This window comes from Micromonospora sp. CNZ295, assembly GCF_004217535.1.
Window position 1 is genome coordinate 2,787,549 of sequence record NZ_SHKZ01000001.1, and the last position, 17,219, is coordinate 2,804,767.

General features: G+C 71.7%; 17 protein-coding genes and 1 pseudogene. 5 read left to right on the top strand and 13 right to left on the bottom strand.

Annotation, left to right across the window (positions count from 1 at the left end):
• Positions 1-14: 14 nt before the first annotated feature.
• Positions 15-425 carry a peptide-methionine (R)-S-oxide reductase MsrB gene (gene msrB / locus EV376_RS13235; RefSeq protein WP_130323135.1) on the bottom strand — a complete coding sequence of 137 codons (411 nt, stop codon included), beginning with the start codon at positions 423-425 and terminating at the stop codon, positions 15-17.
• A 47-nt stretch (positions 426-472) separates the two neighbouring features.
• Here msrB and ligD point away from each other — a divergent pair, with 47 nt between their 5' ends.
• Positions 473-1,498 (top strand): non-homologous end-joining DNA ligase, encoded by a 1,026-nt coding sequence (ligD, locus tag EV376_RS13240; protein WP_130323137.1) that lies wholly within the window; start codon positions 473-475, stop codon positions 1,496-1,498.
• A 19-nt stretch (positions 1,499-1,517) separates the two neighbouring features.
• Here ligD and EV376_RS30180 read toward each other — a convergent pair whose 3' ends face one another.
• Entirely contained in the window at positions 1,518-1,682 is a 165-nt protein-coding gene (locus EV376_RS30180) for a DUF6793 family protein (RefSeq protein WP_165437997.1), read from the bottom strand.
• Between the two features lie 458 nt (positions 1,683-2,140).
• On the opposite strand from EV376_RS30180, the gene EV376_RS13245 reads away from it, so the two are divergent.
• Both EV376_RS13245 and EV376_RS13250 read left to right on the top strand, forming a co-directional pair.
• Positions 2,141-2,581 carry a hypothetical protein gene (locus EV376_RS13245; protein WP_130323139.1) on the top strand — a complete coding sequence of 147 codons (441 nt, stop codon included), beginning with the start codon at positions 2,141-2,143 and terminating at the stop codon, positions 2,579-2,581.
• Positions 2,582-2,712: 131 nt separating this feature from the next.
• On the top strand, positions 2,713-6,696 hold the full coding sequence (locus EV376_RS13250; RefSeq protein WP_130323141.1) for a golvesin C-terminal-like domain-containing protein: 3,984 nt from the start codon (positions 2,713-2,715) through the stop codon (positions 6,694-6,696).
• Here the strand turns inward: EV376_RS13250 and EV376_RS13255 are convergent.
• From EV376_RS13255 to EV376_RS13270, 4 genes and pseudogenes are all read right to left on the bottom strand, one after another.
• Positions 6,651-6,932 (bottom strand): annotated as a pseudogene (locus tag EV376_RS13255) (DUF397 domain-containing protein); the annotation flags it as partial. The gene EV376_RS13250 and the pseudogene EV376_RS13255 sit on opposite strands and share 46 nt — an antisense overlap.
• 25 nt (positions 6,933-6,957) lie before the next feature.
• Positions 6,958-7,410 carry a GNAT family N-acetyltransferase gene (locus EV376_RS13260; protein WP_130323145.1) on the bottom strand — a complete coding sequence of 151 codons (453 nt, stop codon included), beginning with the start codon at positions 7,408-7,410 and terminating at the stop codon, positions 6,958-6,960.
• Between the two features lie 88 nt (positions 7,411-7,498).
• The gene (locus EV376_RS13265) at positions 7,499-9,070 is read right to left on the bottom strand and encodes an alpha/beta hydrolase (protein WP_130323147.1); all 1,572 of its coding nucleotides are present in this window, start codon (positions 9,068-9,070) and stop codon (positions 7,499-7,501) included.
• A 29-nt stretch (positions 9,071-9,099) separates the two neighbouring features.
• On the bottom strand, positions 9,100-10,209 hold the full coding sequence (locus EV376_RS13270) for an ATP-dependent DNA ligase (RefSeq protein ID WP_130323149.1): 1,110 nt from the start codon (positions 10,207-10,209) through the stop codon (positions 9,100-9,102).
• 136 nt (positions 10,210-10,345) lie between these two features.
• On the opposite strand from EV376_RS13270, the gene EV376_RS13275 reads away from it, so the two are divergent.
• Positions 10,346-10,558 (top strand): hypothetical protein, encoded by a 213-nt coding sequence (locus tag EV376_RS13275; RefSeq protein ID WP_130323151.1) that lies wholly within the window; start codon positions 10,346-10,348, stop codon positions 10,556-10,558.
• A 54-nt stretch (positions 10,559-10,612) separates the two neighbouring features.
• Here the strand turns inward: EV376_RS13275 and EV376_RS13280 are convergent, their stop codons facing one another.
• Positions 10,613-11,095, bottom strand: coding sequence for a GNAT family N-acetyltransferase (locus tag EV376_RS13280; protein WP_130323153.1), 483 nt, complete (start codon positions 11,093-11,095; stop codon positions 10,613-10,615).
• A gap of 79 nt (positions 11,096-11,174) precedes the next feature.
• Between EV376_RS13280 and EV376_RS13285 the strand changes: the two genes are divergently transcribed.
• Complete coding sequence (locus EV376_RS13285) at positions 11,175-11,675, top strand: DUF1990 domain-containing protein (protein ID WP_486482614.1); 501 nt, start codon at positions 11,175-11,177, stop codon at positions 11,673-11,675.
• A gap of 36 nt (positions 11,676-11,711) precedes the next feature.
• Here the strand turns inward: EV376_RS13285 and EV376_RS13290 are convergent, their stop codons facing one another.
• From EV376_RS13290 to EV376_RS13315, 6 genes are all read right to left on the bottom strand, one after another.
• Positions 11,712-12,632, bottom strand: coding sequence for a DNA glycosylase family protein (locus EV376_RS13290; protein WP_130323157.1), 921 nt, complete (start codon positions 12,630-12,632; stop codon positions 11,712-11,714).
• A 321-nt stretch (positions 12,633-12,953) separates the two neighbouring features.
• Positions 12,954-13,607 carry a COG4315 family predicted lipoprotein gene (locus tag EV376_RS13295; protein ID WP_486482615.1) on the bottom strand — a complete coding sequence of 218 codons (654 nt, stop codon included), beginning with the start codon at positions 13,605-13,607 and terminating at the stop codon, positions 12,954-12,956.
• A gap of 207 nt (positions 13,608-13,814) precedes the next feature.
• A complete protein-coding gene (locus EV376_RS13300) occupies positions 13,815-14,597 on the bottom strand; it encodes a zf-HC2 domain-containing protein (RefSeq protein WP_130323159.1) in 783 nt (260 codons plus the stop codon).
• Entirely contained in the window at positions 14,594-15,286 is a 693-nt protein-coding gene (locus EV376_RS13305; RefSeq protein ID WP_130323161.1) for a sigma-70 family RNA polymerase sigma factor, read from the bottom strand. The genes EV376_RS13300 and EV376_RS13305 overlap by 4 nt, the downstream gene beginning before the upstream one ends.
• Before the next feature lie 79 nt (positions 15,287-15,365).
• A complete protein-coding gene (locus tag EV376_RS13310; RefSeq protein ID WP_130323163.1) occupies positions 15,366-16,223 on the bottom strand; it encodes a fused MFS/spermidine synthase in 858 nt (285 codons plus the stop codon).
• Positions 16,223-17,218: a hypothetical protein gene (locus EV376_RS13315; RefSeq protein WP_130323165.1), complete on the bottom strand. Its 996-nt coding sequence runs from the start codon at positions 17,216-17,218 to the stop codon at positions 16,223-16,225. The genes EV376_RS13310 and EV376_RS13315 overlap by 1 nt, the downstream gene beginning before the upstream one ends.
• Position 17,219: the final 1 nt, after the last annotated feature.

Sequence of the window (17,219 nt, forward strand, 5' to 3'; positions counted from 1 at the left end):
GGCCGGCCGGGCCGTCAGGCCTCGCGCGGCTCCAGGCGGACGGAGACCGAGTTCACGCAGTGCCGGGTGTCCTTCGGGGTGAACCCCTCGCCGTGGAAGACGTGGCCCAGGTGGCTGTCGCAGCGGGCGCAGCGGATCTCCGTGCGGACCATGCCGAGGCTGCGGTCCTCGATCTCCTTGACCCGCCCCGGGATGGCGTCGTCGAAGCTCGGCCACCCGCAGTTCGAGTCGAACTTCGTGTCGCTGGAGAACAGTTCCAGCCCGCAGGCGCGGCAGTGGTAGACGCCGGGTGTCTTCGTGTTCACGTACTCGCCGGTCCACGGGGCTTCGGTGCCGTGCTCCCGCAGGACCCGGAACTCCTCCGGGCTGAGCCGGACTCGCCACTCGTCCTCGGTGCGGGGCAGTTCGCTGTCGTCAAGACTCACCCACCAACGGTACGTCGGATGTCGGGGTCATCGCATATGGTCGCGCAATGGGTGGCACGAAGGCCGCGGCCGAGGAGATCGAGGTCGCCGGGCGCCGCGTCCGGCTGAGCAGTCCCGACCGGGTGATCTTCCCGCAGCGCGGGTTCACCAAGGCCGACGTCTTCCACTACTACGTCGCGGTCGGCGACGGCATCATGCGCGCGCTGCGCGACCGGCCCACCACGTTGCAACGCTTCCCCGAGGGCATCGAGGGGGAGATGTTCTTCCAGAAACGGGTGCCGGCGCGCGGTGTCCCGCCGTGGGTGCAGACCGCCGAGATCAGCTTCCCCAGCGGCCGCAAGGCGGCCGAGCTCTGCCCCACTGACCTGGCGCACGTCGCCTGGGCGGCGCAGATGGGCACCGTGGTGTTCCATCCGTGGCCGGTCCGGGCCGCCGACCCGGACCGGCCCGACGAGCTGCGCATCGACCTCGACCCGCAGCCGGGGACGGATTTCGCCGATGCCGCGACCGCCGCGGCAGAGCTGCGCGGGATCCTCGACGAGCTGGGGGTTCCCGGCTGGCCGAAGACCTCCGGCGGCCGCGGCGTGCACGTCTACCTGCGCATCCAGCCGCGCTGGACGTTCGTCGAGGTGCGCCGGGCGACCATCGCGCTCGCCCGGGAGCTGGAGCGGCGCCGGCCGGAGCTGGTCACCACCGCCTGGTGGAAGGAGGAGCGCGGCACCCGGGTCTTCGTGGACTACAACCAGATGGCCCGCGACCGGACGATCGCCTGCGCGTACTCGCTGCGGGCCAACGCCCGCGCCACCGTCTCCACCCCGCTCACCTGGGACGAGCTGCCCGACGTCGACCCGGACGACTTCGACCTGCGCAGCGTCCCGGCCCGGCTGGCCGAGCGCGGCGACCCGCACGCCGGCATCGACGACGCCGCGTGGGACATCACGCCGCTGCTGGAGTGGGCCGAGCGGGACGCCGCCGCCGGTCAGGGAGACCTGCCGTACCCGCCGGACCACCCGAAGATGCCCGGCGAGCCGAAGCGCGTGCAGCCCTCCAAGGACCGGGACCGCCCCCGCTGACGTCTGCCTGCTCGACCGGTCAACGAGCCGGGCTGGCGGTCTCCACCGCCGTCTTGGCCGACTGAAGGTCGGCGCCAGCGAGCTTCCGGTACGCCGCGATCGCCTTGATCTTGTCGCCCCGGGCGAGGTGCTCCCGGGCCTCCGCGGGCAGCGGGTCGGTGTCCGCGATACCGAGGTGATCCATGACCACCACGCGACGCTCCACCTCGGCCAGCCGGTACGCGGTGCGGGCCGCAGCCGCACGCCAACGGTAAGCAGGGTCAGCCCGGATTCGGCGAAGCGTACCGATTGCGATGACTGCTGCCCGAGTTGTCGAATTTTCCAACCAGTCGGTAACCAGGCAACGACGCAGATGCCATACAGAACGCACAGTTCTCCTGCGAAGCGTTGACGGCCGTCGCCCTCCGTGCACCTCCGGTGACCCATCGGCGAGATCCGATTGATCGGTGTGACGGAGCGTAGTGAAGCGAGTGCAACTTGTGATTGGTCGACTTCTTGTCGGGGTCGGCCCGCGTTGCTAACGTCGCCGTGCCGAATCCCGGCAGGCCAAGCAACTTGGTCGATAGGAATTCGGCATGCGACGGTATGCCCGACAGCTTTGCGTCGACCAATTTCCGTTCACTTTCCTCGAAAAGGCTCCATATGCTGCTCAAGCGACTCGTCGTTGTGGTCATGTCGGCATTGCTGGTGATCACGCTTTCGCCGGCGCCGGCTTCGGCGGCTACTGCCACCGTTTCTGGCAAGCTTACTGCACTCAACAGCACAAATTTCTTCTCCACGCAACGGTATAACTCGTATGCATCGAACTATGTCTACGTGGAGAATGTCAGCTTCAACCCGGGTGGGGGCGCGAAGGTCTTCTATCTGGTAACGCCGGGCACCACCAGCATCTTCGCCAGGAGTGAGAACAGGGGCGGGCGTTCGTACTTCTACCGCACCTCCAACGGCTCGATGGCGATCCCGCGCGGCAACTTCACCCTGGCGGTCAGGTTCGAGGGGTCCTGCGGGGAAGGCTGTGCGCCCAAGAACTTCGACTTCAGTGCCACGCTGGGGTGGAACTTCAAGTACGTGGCGCCGCAGTAAATCTCGGGCTCGCCGCTTCCTCCTTACGTCGGGCAAACCAAATCCCGGACCCTCGCGCAGGTTCCCAACCGCGCGAGGGTCCGGTGCGTCTCGCTAGGCCTACCTCACCTGGGACACCAACAAGGAGTGCGATGAAAAGAACGGCGCTCGTCGTATCGGCCACGCTGATGGCGACCGTGCTTACCCTCACCTCAGCGCCGGCCATTGCTCAGGTCGAAAACGCGCCGACGACGGAAGGTGCGCAGACCGCGGCGTCGACCCCGTCCGCACCACCAACAGGCACCACGCAGGTGCCGGTCGGCGAACGCGATCAGGTTCTGGGCAGCGGCTGGCGCCAGTCGGCTGATCTGGCCTGGACGGTTACCGGTGATGCTGCCGGGCTGCGCCTGCTGGTGTCCCGCGCCGCGCAGGGGTACGCCTGGGACAGTGTCGCCACGCTGAGCGAGCCGGGGTTCACTGCCGACAGTTGGATCGGCAACGCCTGCCTCACCAGCTCCTCGCGTTATGTCGCAGTGACGTACGCGCCTCGTACGTTCACCAACAAGCCCGACCTGAACCAGCGGGGGGCCTTCACCGCCGTGGTCGACCTGACCTCGGGCGCGGTCAAGAAGCTCGGCGTCGGATCCTCGTTGGCCTACTTCAGCCCTTCCTGCGGCGATGCCGACTCGGTCGTCTTCACCCAGGACGGCGCCGAGAAGCTCGGCAAGACCCGACTGCTCGGCGTGGACGCCGCGCGAGGCACGGTCACCTCGCGCGTCACTGTCTCCGGCCAGGTGACGTCGGCCGTCAAGACCCGACATGGGCTGGTCGCGGCGATACCAGGCGCGCTGGTGCGGGTCGAGGCGGACGGAGCACTGACCGCGTTGGCCCCGACGAGCCAGACCGCCTTCAACGTGAGGGTCGTCGGCGACGGCGACGTCGCCTACCTTGACTGGGCCGGGTCCGACGCGTCGCTGCACCGGCTCTCCGCCGCGCAGGTCCGCAGCGGGGTACGCCAGAAGACGGCTCCCCCCGCCTTGGCGCAGGGCGCCCTCACCGAGTCGGGAATGGCCCGAGGCGTGGGGAACGTCGCGGTGACCGGGTCGATGAAGCAGCTGCGTCCGCTCGGCAAGGGTCTGCAGGCGCTCCCGGTTCCGGTCGGCACCGAAGTCTCGACGACCGGAGCGCTGACCTGGGGTGCGCCCATGCCATCCCGTGCGCCCAGCGAGGCCCTGGCCGATCCGACGATCGAGGCCCGCCCCATCGTCATCGACACGGTGGCTCGCGCCACGGCCAAGCCCATCCGTTTCGTGGTGACGCCCGAGTCACGCCGGTCGACCGCGGAGCTCGAGCCCAGCCCGGTGCTGGGCAGCTCCGCTGCGACGAGCGGCAAGCAGGCTCATCCCGGCGCGTCCGTCGCCCCGCTCGGTTCCCCGACCAACCCGGTCGAGAACGAACGCACCTGTTCGGTGGCGCGTAACGACCCCAACAACCAGGCCATGCAGCCCAAACCGCGGCAGGTGGAGTGGGCGGTCAACCAAGCCGTCCGCGATGTGCTGACCGTGCAGCGGCCCGCCAACTGGAAGAACCTGGGCATGCCGGCGTACACCCCGCAAGGGCTGTTCCCGCCGATTCCACTTGTCGGCGGCGGGAAGGTTCCCGCGCAGGTGTATCTGGGAGTGCTGGCCCAGGAGTCGAATCTCTGGATGGCTCCCGGGTCAGTGGTGCCCGGCGTGACGGGTAACCCGCTGATCGGCAACTACTACGGTCTGGAGCTTTACAACAGCGACCCCGACGACAACTGGACCATCGACTGGGCGGATGCCGACTGCGGTTACGGGGTGAGCCAGACCACCGACGGCATGCGACTGGCCGGCAAGGAGCGACCGGGCGACGTTCCGGCGCTGCCTTACCAGACGCAGCGGGCCGTGGCCCTCGACTTCGCCGCCAACGTCGCATCGGGTCTGCGAATCCTGCAGGCCAAATGGAACCAGACCCGTGGTGCGGGTCTGATCATCAACGACGGCGATTCCTCCAAGATCGAAAACTGGTTCTACGCCGTCTGGGCATACAACTCCGGATTCCACCCCCAGTCGGGGGCCGCCGCCAACAACGGGGCATGGGGTGTGGGCTGGTCCAACAACCCGGCGAACCCCAGCTATCCGCCGAACCGTCTGCCGTTCCTCGACAATGGGTACGTTGACGCCACGAACCCGCAGTTCTGGCCATACCCGGAGAAGGTCATGGGGTGGGCGGCCTACCCGGTCGAGGTGCTTGAGTCGCCGGGCACGCCGGTGGCCGGCTACCGGCAGGCCTGGTGGAACGGGGACGGGGCCACCTCCCAGGTGAACCGCAGCAACGTCAAGCCACCGGTCAACCAGTTCTGTGACGTCACGAACAACTGCTATCCGGGAACCTCGAACGTGGGGCCGATCGGCAACGCCGGCCCTTGTGCGCACCGTGACTACGGCGGGCAGTTGGACATGAAGTGCTGGTACAACAAGCCGTCCACCTGGAAACACGACTGTTCGTACAGTTGCGGGAATGAATTCATCCGGTTTGTTCCCGGGTACGCCTACCAGGAGGACGGGACCGCGTATCCGCCGAACTGCACGCTCAGCGGGCTTCCTGCCGGAGCCCTGATCATCGACGACCAGCCCAGCACGTACCAGTCCGTGCGGCCCGGATGCACCCGGCCGCACACCAACCAGGGCAACTTCCAGTTCACCTTCAACAGCGACGCAAACGGCATGTATCCGGGCAAGATCGACCTGTGGCAGCTCGGTGCCGGCTTCAACGGGCACTTCTACTACACGCACACCCGGACGGCCGAACTCCGCGGCAACTCGATGAAGACGGTCGGCACCTGGACGCTCAACCGGCAGCTCAACCAATGGGCGCGGGTGTTCGTGCACATCCCGGATCACGGAGCCCACACCCAGCAGGCCGTCTACACGATCAATCTCGGCAACGGCACCCGTACCCGGGTGATGTTGCAGCGCATCCGTGCCAACCGGTGGGTGTCGCTCGGCGTGTTCCCCTTCTCCGGCACCCCGAAGGTTTCGCTCTCCAGCGTCACCGCCGACGGGGACGACGGCATCCGTCCGGTGGAGAACGAGGACATCGCCTGGGACGCGGTCGCGTTCCAGCCGCTTGCCGCCAAGCCGAAGGCCATCGTGGTGTCGCTCGGCGACTCCTACTCCTCCGGTGAGGGGGCCTCTGCCCCGGGCGGGGTCGACTACTACCCGGAGACCGACAACAACGGCAACAACCCGCTGGCCCGGAACGCCTGCCACCGGTCAGTGCATGCCTGGTCGCGTAAGGCCACCCTCGCCGGTGCAACCACGACGATCGGCCAACGTCACGACACCTGGGATGCCACCCTCGAACACAGCCTGATCGCCTGCTCCGGGGCGCAGACCGAGAACCTGCTTCCGTTCTCGACCACGTTGGCCAACCCCAAACCGACGAACGCCTTCGGAGAGAGCGGTCAAGGCCAGTACGGCGAGGTGTCCCAGCTCGACAAGGGCTTCCTCGACCGGGACACCACGTTGGTGACCCTGTCCATCGGTGGCAACGATGCGAGATTTGGCGACGTGCTCAAGAAGTGCATCATGCTGCTGACCGATGTGTGCCAGAACTCAACCCTCGGAGATGACACAAAGCCCTTGAGCCTGGCAGTGCCAGAGGCCATCAACGGCAAGGTCAAGAGCTCGATCATCACAGTGCTCTACCAGATCCGGCTGAAGGCGCCGAACGCCCAGGTGCTGCTCATGGGATACCCGCGTCTCTTCGAGGGGAGTGGGGGCTGCGTACTGGGGATCGGTAGCGAGGAGGCACCATGGTTGAACTCGATGGCCGACCTCCTCGCCACTGCCATGGCCGAGGCTGTGGCGAGCGCGAACCAGGCCGCAGGCCGTCAGTTCGCATGGTTCTCCGACCCACGAACCGCATTCAGCGGTATGGGGGTGTGCGGGAATCCTGAGAACATCAACGGGATCGTCTTGGGCAGCAGCGGCACACCGGGCGAGCCGTCCAGTGAGCCGGTCTCGCAGCAATCGTTCCATCCCAAGATCGCCGGGACCACCAACTACGCCAATTCGATGAACGCGACCCTGCGGCTGATGGGGTTGTAGGGAAAGTTCCGGCTGCCGGTTCTTTCGGGTGGGCAAGAAGGGTGCGCCCGAGCTGCGAGGATGTGCGTTACACGGCATGTCCCCGCAGGATCGGGCGCACCTTCTGCGCTACGCCGAGTAGGGAGCGCCTCCCTGACGGCGCGCACGAAGGACCGCCACTGCGCGGAGCCGAAGAGCAGGACCGGGCCCGTGATGTCCTTGCTGTCCCGGCCGCCCACGACGCCGGCGAGATCGTCCGATCGGGCAACGGCCCAGGTGACGCTAGAGCGGAAGCTTCATGCCCTCGTGGCTGGCGACGAAGCCGAGGCCGAGGTAGAAGCGGTGCGCGTCCTGGCGGGACTTGTCGGTGGTGAGCTGCACCAGGCCGCAGCCGCGTTGCCGGGCCTGGTCGATCGCCCAGGTCATCATCTGGCGGCCCAGGCCCCGACCGCGCTGGTCGGAGCGGACCCGGACCGACTCGATGAGCAGCCGTTCGGCGCCGTTCCTGCTGAGCCCGGGGATGTACGTCAGCTGCATGCAGCCCAGCAACTCACCGCCGGCCTCGACGACGACGAACTGGTTGCGCGGGTCGGCGGTGATGTCCGCGAACGCCTTCTCGTACCGGGCGTCGACCTGTCCGACATCGCGGGTGCGCCCCAGCACGTCGTCGGCGAGCAGGGCGAGCACGGCGGGCAGGTCGGCCCGGACCGCTTCGCGGAAGATCACGTCACTCACCCCGTGACGATCGCACAGCGGCTGGGACCGATGCGACGCCACCACCGTGCGCACGAGGAACTGCGGTAGCAGCTCCGCCCAGAAGCGGTTAACGGGCCGGGCAGAGCTTCCCCTCGGACGGCAGCTTGAGGTCGATCAGGTACGCGTCCACCGCGTTGGTGATGCACGGCGTCTGCGGGTAGGCGGTGTGCCCTTGGCCGTCCCAGGTCAGCACCCGGCCCACGCCGAGCATCTGGGCCAGCGCCGGGGTCTGCTCGTACGGCGTCGCCGGGTCGCCGGTGGTGCCGACCACCAGGATCGGCGGAGCGCCCTGGGCCCGCCCGGTCGGGTACGGGTCCCGGCCGCCGGGCCACTCGGTGCAGGTGAGCATCCCGACCGCGAGCGCGGGCCCGAACAGCGGGTACGTGGACCGCCACTGCGTCTGGAGCCGCCGGATCTGCTCGCGGCTGGGCTTCTCCTCCTCGTCCGCGCAGTTGACCGCGAGGTTGGCGTCGAACAGGTTCGAGTAGGTGCCGTCGGGCTCGCGGCCGGCGTACGCGTCGGCGAGGCGGAACACCTCGGTGGGGTCGCCGCCTTCCAGCTCCTCGATCGCGGCGGCCAGCTCCTGCCAGGCCGACTCGGTGTAGAGCGAGGAGACCACCGCGTAGAAGATCCACCCGGGGGTGGCCTCCCGGCCGTCGTCGCCCCGGGCGGGAGAGACCCGCGCCTTGTCGATGGCGGAGGTGACGGCCGCCCGGGCGTCGGGGCCGATCGGGCAGCGGCCGGCGTTGGCGGCGCACCAGCGGGTGAAGTTGTCGAAGGCCCGCTCGAACCCCTTGGCCTGGCTCTCCGAGCTGGCGACCAGGCCCATCCGCGGGTCGACCGCCCCGTCGAGGACCAGCGCCCGCACCCGCTGCGGGTAGAGCTGGGCGTACGTGGCACCGAGCAGGGTGCCGTACGAGTAACCGAGGTAGGTCAGCTTCTCGTCGCCGACGGCGGCCCGGATCGCGTCCATGTCGCGGGCCGCCTGCTCGGTGCCGTACAGCGGGAGCTGGTCGCCGTACCGGTCGCCGCAGCCACGCCCGATCTTCCGGCTGAGGGCGACGAAGCCGTCGAACGACTGCTGGCTCTCCGGGTCGGGGTCGTAACCGAAGCTCGCGTCGAGGTCGCGGTCGGAGATGCACTCGACCGGGCTGGACCGGGAGACGCCGCGCGGGTCGAAGCCGACGATGTCGAACCGGTCGGTGACCGAGCCGGGCAGGCCGCCGAGCGCCGCCCCGAAGGACAGGTAGACGGCCGTGTCCACGCCGGAGCCGCCCGGACCGCCCGGGTTGAGGACCAGCGAGCCGATCCGGTCGCGCTGTTTGGTGGAGCGGGCGCGCAGCAGCGCGATCTCGAAGGTCTCCCCGGCACCCGGACCGGAGGTGGCGCCCGTGCCGCCGCCCCAGTTGCGCGGCACCTGGATGCGGGCGCACTCGTAGCGCATGTCTGGCGCGGTGCGCCCGACCAACTCCTCGGCCACCTCCGGGCAGGCCCGCCAGGTCGGCGCGGTGCCGGGCGCCGCCGCCTCGCCGCCGGCCTCGGTGCGGGGCGCGAACGCCGGCAGCGTGCAGCCGGCGACCAGCAGCGTGACGGCCGCCAGGGCGGCCGGGGCGAAGCGGCGGGCGGGAGTGCGAACCACGAGCGGGCCTTTCGTGATCGGTCGGCCGGCTACGCCGGCCCGGATGCGGGACCGACGCTCGCCGGGTCGCCCCGCAGCACCTGGTCCACGTCGAAGCGGACCGGACGGTCGAGCTGGTCGTAGCGGCAGGAGCGGGGATCCCGGTCCGGCCGCCAGCGGACGAAGCGGGCGGTGTGCCGGAACCGGTCGCCCTCCATGGCGTCGTAGCCCACCTCGACGACCAGCTCGGGGCGCAGCGGCTCCCACTCCAGGTTCTTCGTGCCGGTCCACCGGCTGACCCCGCCCGGGATGCGCTGGCCGCGCTCGTGGTCGCCGTGGACCCACGGGTGGTCGGCGCCGGCGTCCCGGTAGGGCTCGAGCTCGTCGAGCAGCTCCTTGCGGCGGGCCATCGTGAACGAGGCGCTCACCCCCACGTGGTGCAGCACGCCCGCGTCGTCGTAGAGGCCGAGCAGGAGCGACCCGACCACCGGGCCGGACTTGTGCCAGCGGAAGCCCGCCACCACCACGTCGGCCGTGCGGGCGTGCTTGACCTTGAACATGAGCCGCTTGCCCGGCTCGTAAGGCAGGTCGGCCGGCTTGGCGATCAGCCCGTCCAGCCCGGCGCCCTCGAACAGGTCGAACCAGCGGTGCGCGGTGGCCGGGTCGGTGGTGATCTGGGTGACGTGCACCGGCGGCCGGACGTCGGCCAGCGCCGCCTCCAGCCGGGCCCGCCGGGCCGGGTAGGGCTGGTCGAGGAACGTCTCGTCGTCGAGGGCGAGCAGGTCGAACGCCACGAAATCGGCGGGGGTGGTCTCGGCCAGCAGCTTCACCCGGGACGCGGCGGGGTGGATGCGCTGGGCGAGCAGCTCGAAGTCGAGCCGTGGCTGCCCGCCCGGGCCGTCCCGCCGGATCACGATCAGCTCGCCGTCGACCGCGCAGCGCTCGGGCAGCTGCCGGCGCGCCTGCTCGACCACCTCGGGGAAGTAGCGCGTCATCATCTTGCCGCCCCGGCTGGCCAGCTCGACGTCGTCGCCGTCGCGGAACACGATGCACCGAAAGCCGTCCCACTTCGGCTCGTACGTCATCCCGTCGGCGGTGGGGACCCGCGGGACGCTCTTGGCGAGCATCGGCTCGACCGGTGGGGTGATCGGCAGCTTCACGGCGACCAGTCAACCAGACGGCACCGACAGCCGTGAGGAGGATCACCGCCGACGGGTGCGTGGCCTGTCCCGCGCCGTCCCGCTTCGGCGCCGCCGGGTGAATCGAGAATCAGCAGGTCAGAGCTACTTTCGCCGGGTGCCGGAGTTGGTCTGCGGATGCTGCGGTAGATGGCGGGTGAGCGTCGAGCTGATCCGGGGCCGCTACCGCTACCGGCTGGTGCACCGCTACCCGGAGCGGTTCGGCGGCGGCAAGAACGTGCTGGGCGAGGTCGGCTCGGTCGAGGAGCTGGCCGAGCTGCTGCGCCGGCGTACCCCGGTCGACCTGGCCGACCTCCGCGAGGCCGCCTGACGGGCGGACACCGACACGAGCCGGACGTGCGGACGCCGGCGCGGGGCCGCCCGGTCAGCAGCGGGACGGCGGGCACTTCTCCAGCAGGGCCACCCGCACCCCGTTCGGATCCCGGTCGTGCCCCACCACCCGGTAGCCGTGCCGCGCGTAGAGCCGCAGGTTCTCCTCGCTGTCCGCACCGGTGAACAGGGCGAAGCGGTTCACCCGGGCGCCCGCCACCGCCTCGACCGCCCGCAGCAGGCGCCCGCCGATGCCGCGGCCCTGCTGGTCCGGAGCGACCGACAGCCGGCCGACGTACGCGGTGTCGCCCTCCACCCGGACCCGGACGGACCCGACGAGACGGCCGCCCAGCCGCGCGGTGAGCACGGTCTGCGGCCCGGCCAGCGCCGCACGCACCTCGTCCAGGGTCTCGGTGAGCGGCGGAAGGAACGGGTCGGCGTACCGCTGCGCCTCGGTCGTGTACGCGGCGCGCTGCACGGTGAGGATCTCGCCGGCGTCGGCCGGGGCCGCCGGGGCGATCAACGGGGGTGGGATCACGGGCCACAGCCAACCACAGCCGGCCGGTCCGGCGATGCCCCGCGTACCCCCGGTGAGGGTGTCGTGGCAGGGTGGACCCGTGCCCGACCTGACCTACCCCGAGGTGGGTGCGACCCGTGCCGGTGCGCTGCCGGCCGGTTACCACCACCTGCGGCACCGGGCCCGCCTGCCGGAGGGCTGCTTCGCCGCTGCCGCCGAGGCCGTCCTGACCTGGCGCCTGCACCGCGCCGCCGGGGTACGGATGCGCACCGGGGCGCCGCGCGCCGCTGCGGGTGTCGCCGTCACCCCCGGCCTGGGGGTGGGTCCGCTCCGGATCTGGGGGCCCTGCGCGGTGGTGTGGGCCGAGGACGGCCCGGGCCGGGTCGGATTCGGGTACGGGACGCTGCCGGGGCACCCGGCGCGCGGCGAGGAGGCGTTCCTGGTGCGCCGGGACGACGCCGGCCGGGTGTGGTTCGAGGTGGTCGCGTTCAGCGTCGCGGACCGGCGGTTGATGCGCGCCGCCGGCCCGCTGGGGCGCAGCGCGCAGCACGCGTACGCCTGGTGGCTGGGCCGGACGCTGCGCCGCCTCTGCGGCGGCTGACCGGTCGCGGCCGGCGCGCCGCCCCGGCGGCCGCGGTCAGAAGCGCGCGAAGGAGCGGATCGGCGCCCGGGGACCGAACTTGGGCGCCTGGATGCCGGCGGCCTCCAGCAGGACGCAGACCCGGCCGCGGTGCCCCCGGAACGGTTCGAGCAGGGCCAGCATCCGGGCGTCGTCACCGCGCGCCTCGCCCGCGAGGGCCCAGGCCACCGTGTTCGGCACGTGGTAGTCGCCCACGCTCACCGCGTCCGGGTCGCCGTAGGCGACGCGGACCACCTCGGCGGCGGTCCACGGGCCGATCCCGGGCACGGCGGTGAGCCGCCGGGTCGCCTCGGTGGAGTCGGCGCAGCGTTCCAGCCGGTCGGCGACCGCGGCCGCCCGGCGCAGCGTGTCGGCGCGGCGCTGCTCCACACCGAAGGGGTGGAAGACCCAGTACGGGGTGGCGGCCACCGCCGCCGGATCCGGTGGCAGCAGCAGCGGCTGGAGCGGGCCCGGCGCCACCTGCCGGAAGTGGCGGACCGTCGCCGCGTACGCCCGGTAGGCCTCCTTGCCGGTGACCTTCTGTTCGAAGATGGCCCGCAGCAGCCGGGGGAAGACCTGGCCGGTGGTGGGCATCCGGAGCCCCCGGTGTCGGGCGGCCAGTTCGGCCACCACCGGGTGCGTGGCGGCCAGTTCGGCGAAGCCGGTCAGGTCGTCGCGGAGGCCGGCGACCGCGTCGGCGCGCTCCACCACCCAGTCGGCGCCGGGACCGTACCCCTCGGCGACCAGGTCACCGGCGTCGGGCCGCAGCGCGAGGGTCGCCGGCCCGGCCGGCGTGCGGGTGGCCCACCAGAACGTCCCGGCGGCGAGCCGTGCGCAGGGGTCGTACGGGCTGAAGGTGAGCGACCGGACCGACGCGGCCAACCGGTACCCCACCGGCGGATGCAGCGTGCGGCGGGCGGAGGGTTCGGTCCCGGTCACCCGGACATGCTGCCACGGGCGGCCGACGGACGACACCGCCGGCCGTGGAGCCGACGGTGTCGTCCTACCCGGGCGGACCGGCCGGGATCCGGCCGTGGGTGCGGGTTGGGGGGACCACGGTGGGCCGCCCGCCGGCGGGCGACCCACCGCCCACGTCCGCGCCGGGGGCAACGGGGCCGGTCGGAGACCGGCAAAGAGCGGCGCCGACCCGGGGGGCGGGCCGGCGCCGCGGCCGGACGACGGGCGTTGCCGGTACGCCGGTCGTCCGGGTCCTGGTGGCGGTGGCCGGCCGGCCCTCCCTTCCTCCGACCGGCCACCGGGTCAGTACGAGTAGTCCGACCCCTCGGACTTCTCGGCGTCCGACGGCGGGGCGACGGGCTTCGGCGTGCCGGTCGGCAGGCAGGTCAGGTTCTTCCTGCCGTTCGGGGAGACCACGAACCAGGTGCCGCCGACGCCCTGGCCCTTCCACTGGCCGGCCTTCTTGTCGCCGATGTAGCGGTACAGCGGCCAGCCGTCCAGGGTGATCTGCCGGGTGCCGTCCTGGCGGGTGATGGTGCCGATCAGGTCGTCGGCGACGCCCTTGAGCCGCGGGTTGCCGTCGGTGAGCGCGGGCGGCCACACCTCGGCGCACTTGTCGACGCAGTTCGACGCGGCCGGGTCGTTGGTGTCCTTGTCGAAGCGGTACAGGATGAACCCGTCCTGGTCGGTGACCACGCTGCCCATCCGGGCCACCTTCTTGCCGACCAGCAGGTTGGTGAGTTCCACGTTGGCGGGAGGCTGCGGGGCGGCGACGTCGTCCGCCGGCGCCTCGGGGGTCGCCGACGCCTCGGGCTCGGCGGTGGCGCTGGGCTCGGCCGCGGCGACGGCGACCGGCTCGGCGGCGCTGGAGTTCGCCCCGTCGTAGCCGGCGGGAGCGCAGGCAGTAAGTGCCATCATCGCGCCCGCGACGATGGCGATCCGCTTCATCTGTGCCACGTGCCCTCCTCATTCTTGGCAGTTCGCCGGTTAATACGACCGATGCGCTGTCAAGGTTGAATGTGGAACAGTGGCCAATTTCACTTGGCGGTGGTTGAACCGATCCGACTTGTCCTGCGTGTGTGGACGCAAGGGGCGAAATTGTAAAGCGGGAACGAGCCATCGGCGCCGGCCAATCTGGCCGGCGCCGACGACAACGGGTGCCGACTACTTCATCGGGATCGTCACCAGGGGACTCGCCACCCCGTTCACGTCCACCGACTGCACCTGGAAGTGCTTGATCTGGTCGGTCGGCGTCGCCGTGGCGGCAGAGAGCTCCAGCAGCGTGGCGTTCGTGCTCGTGCCGTAGCCACCGCCGGGCACCGACCAGGTGGAGATGATCTCGCTGGTGTTGTTCTTCCGGACGACGACCAGGCGGCACAGGCGCGGCCCGGGCAACTTGCCGACGATGAAGCTGACCTTCGTGCCGAAGTCCTTCGAGGCGACGAAGAGGTTCGCCTGGACACCGGTGGACGGGTCGATCTCGTTGAACTTCTCGCCCTCCGGGGCTTCCCCGCCGCCGAAGGGGAAGTCGGCGGGATCGCCGCTGCGGGTGACGACCGGCCCGGTCGGCGCGGTGGTCGGCGCGGCCCCGATGTCCGGCGGGGCGCTGTCCTCCACGATGCTCGCGAAGCCGATCCCGGTCAGGCCGCCGAAGACCACCACGGCGGCGGCCGCGGCGAGCACCTGCCGGAACCGTGCCCTGCGGCGGTGCGCCCGGACCGCGACCAGCGTCCGGTCCAGCAGCGCCGGATCGGTCTGCGTCTGCTCCAGCGCGGTCATCGTCTCGCCGTCGATGCCGGAGAGCAGCCCGACCACCGGCACCATCGTCTCCAGCTCCGCCGCGCAGGCCCAGCAGGTGGCGAGGTGCTCCTCGAACCGCTCGGTGTCGTGCTCGTCCAGTACGCCGAGCGCGTACGCGGCGACGTCCATGTGATCCGCCCGGCTCATTCCGTCACCCCCCGTTCCTGCAGAGCCGTGCGCAGGGCGCGCAGCGCGTAGTAGACCCGTGACTTCGCCGTGCCGAGCGGAAGGCCCAGCTCCTCGGCGGCCTCCGGCACCGTCCGGCCCCGGAAGTACGTCGCGACCAGGATCTCCCGGTGCGACTGGCTCAGCGTACGCAGCGCGTCCGCCACCGTCATCGTCCGTAACACCCGGTCCGTGCTGTCCGCCTCGGCGAACGCGGTCAGGTCCCGGTCATACGTCTCGGCCGGCCGAGCCTCCGCGCTGCGGTGCTCGTCGATCGCGATGCGCCGCGCCACGGTGACCAGCCAGGGACGCAGTGAGCCCTGCCCCTGCGCGCCGAGGCGGTGGGCGTTGCGCCACGCCCGCAGCAACGTCTCCTGGACGATGTCCTCCGCCCGCTGCCGGTCACCGCCGGTCAGACGCATGACGAAGGCGAGCAGCGGGCCGGCGTGTTCGGCGTACAGCAGCCGGACGAGGCGATCCGAGTGACTGGCCTCGGCGGACGGCGCCTGGTGGCGCCCGGGTGCGGGTCGGGGTGACACCGGCCCATTCTGGCGAGGGACCTGTCGTGCGTCGACCCCGCGTGCAGACGCGCTCGGCCGGGACTGGGAACGCGCGGACATCCAGTCCGTACGCACCCCGCCACCGGGCCAGCCGACCGCCACCGCATGCATGCAGAACCTCCGGGAGATGACCCTGGCCGTCCCCCCACGGGCTGGCCGCCCGGTGGTACGCACGGGCGGTCCCGGCGGATCAATGACCGACCGAGAAAATTCCCGGCGGCGGTGGCGTGGAGTCCGTGGCGTCGGCGTCGTGGACGACCCGGACCCCGCCCGCGAAGCGGTCCAGCTCCTCCCCGGACAGCACCCGCCCGGGGAACCAGTCCCCGGCCATCCGCCGGGTCAGCTCCGGCAGCGGCGGGTCGCTGCGGCCGGCGAGCAGCACCAGGTTGCCGTAGCGGCGACCGCGCAGCAGGGCCGCGTCCCCGACCAGCGCCATCCGCGGCAGCACCGAGCGGACCGTGGCGACCTGCCGGCGGGCGTGCCGCAGCGGCGGGCCGTCGGCGACGTTGGCCAGGTACCAGCCGGCCGGCCGCAGGACGCGGGCCACCTCGGCGGCGTACTCCACCGAGGTGAGGTGGGCCGGGGTGCGGGCACCGGCGAACACGTCGGCGACGACCACGTCGACGCTGGCGTCGCGGGTGGCGGTGAGCACCGCCCGGGCGTCGGCGACCCGCACCCGCAGCCGGGGGTCGGACGGCCAGGGCAGCTCGCGGCGCACCAGGTCCACCAGCGCGCCGTCCACCTCGCAGACCCGCTGGGTCGAGCCGGGCCGGGTGGCGGAGACGTATCGGGGCAGCGTCAGCGCCCCGCCGCCCAGGTGCAGCACCCGCAGCGGGGCGCCGGCCGGGGCGAGCAGGTCGATCGCGGCGGCGAGCCGCCGCACGTACTCGAATTCCAGGTGGGTGGGCTCGGTGAGGTCGACGTGCGACTGCGGCGCGCCGTCGAGCAGCAGCGTCCAGGAGCCCGCCCGATCGGGGTCGGGGACCAGCTCGGCCAGGCCGGTGTCCACCCGGGCGACGACCCGGTCGGCGGCCCGCTTCCGGCCCATCAGCCCGCCCCGCCGCCCGGCGGCGGCGGACCGGCGGCGGTTGCCGTGCCGGCCTGGGCGGCGGCCGTGAGCACCCGGTGCAACAGCCGGGCATCGCCCAGCAGCCCGCGCAGGCGACGCTCCAGCCCGGCGATCGGGATCAGGTTCTGCGGTGCGCGCGGGTCCTTGTACGGCGTGGAGGCGAAGCGGGGCAGCGTCACCACGGAGAGGTCCGCCAGCGCCACCGCCTCCGCGACGTCCAGGTCGGCGGAGCACTCCACCCGGACGATGCCGGCCCAGGGCGCACCGCGGGCCACCGGCAACCGCAGATACCACGACCAGCCACCCCAGGCGGTGCCCAACCGGAACACCGGCGACCGCTCGCCGGACGCCAGCCCGGTCACCACCGCCGTCAGCCGCGCGTCCAGGTACTGGCTGTGCTGCGTCTTCACGTAGCCGAGGGTGCGCGGCAGCTGCCGCCGGTTACGCAGCGGCCCGTCCACCACCAGCAGGTCCCGGTCGGTGCGGGCGGCGCCGGAGACCGCCACCTCCAGCGCGGTCAACGGGCCCTGGACGGCGGCGGGCAGCTTGGCCAGCTCGCCGCTGCCACTCACCCGGTGCACCGGGTAGTGGACGCTGCCGGCCCGCACGTCGACCGCCGACGGGCTGGCCGTGAACAGGCCCCGCCCGACCCTCGCGCCGGCGAGCTGCGCCACGCCGCGTTCCAGGTCGCAGCGGACCACGCCGGCGGCGTACGAGGCGGCCAGACCCGGGTAGGAGCCGCCGTCCTCCTCGACCATCCACAGGCTGGCGTCGATGCGGCGTACCCCGTCGACGAGCAGCACCACATCCGGCGCGCGGACCCCCGGCCGTGGCCCGATCGCCCGCCAGTCCACCGCGGGCAGCTCGTGGTCGGCCTCGACCTGGGCGCTGCTGGGCGCGGCCGGACCGCTCCCGGTCGCCTCGAACGACGCCCCGTACGCCGGGTCCCACGCGTCGACGAAGAACCGGCTCACG

Coding starts and splice junctions, on each gene's coding strand:
- ligD (WP_130323137.1), top strand. CDS start 473: ATGGGTGGCACGAAGGCCGCGGCCGAGGAGATCGAGGTCGCCGGGCGC.
- EV376_RS30180 (WP_165437997.1), bottom strand. CDS start 1,682: ATGGATCACCTCGGTATCGCGGACACCGACCCGCTGCCCGCGGAGGCC.
- EV376_RS13245 (WP_130323139.1), top strand. CDS start 2,141: ATGCTGCTCAAGCGACTCGTCGTTGTGGTCATGTCGGCATTGCTGGTG.
- EV376_RS13250 (WP_130323141.1), top strand. CDS start 2,713: ATGAAAAGAACGGCGCTCGTCGTATCGGCCACGCTGATGGCGACCGTG.
- EV376_RS13300 (WP_130323159.1), bottom strand. CDS start 14,597: ATGAGCCGGGCGGATCACATGGACGTCGCCGCGTACGCGCTCGGCGTA.
- EV376_RS13305 (WP_130323161.1), bottom strand. CDS start 15,286: ATGCATGCGGTGGCGGTCGGCTGGCCCGGTGGCGGGGTGCGTACGGAC.
- EV376_RS13310 (WP_130323163.1), bottom strand. CDS start 16,223: ATGGGCCGGAAGCGGGCCGCCGACCGGGTCGTCGCCCGGGTGGACACC.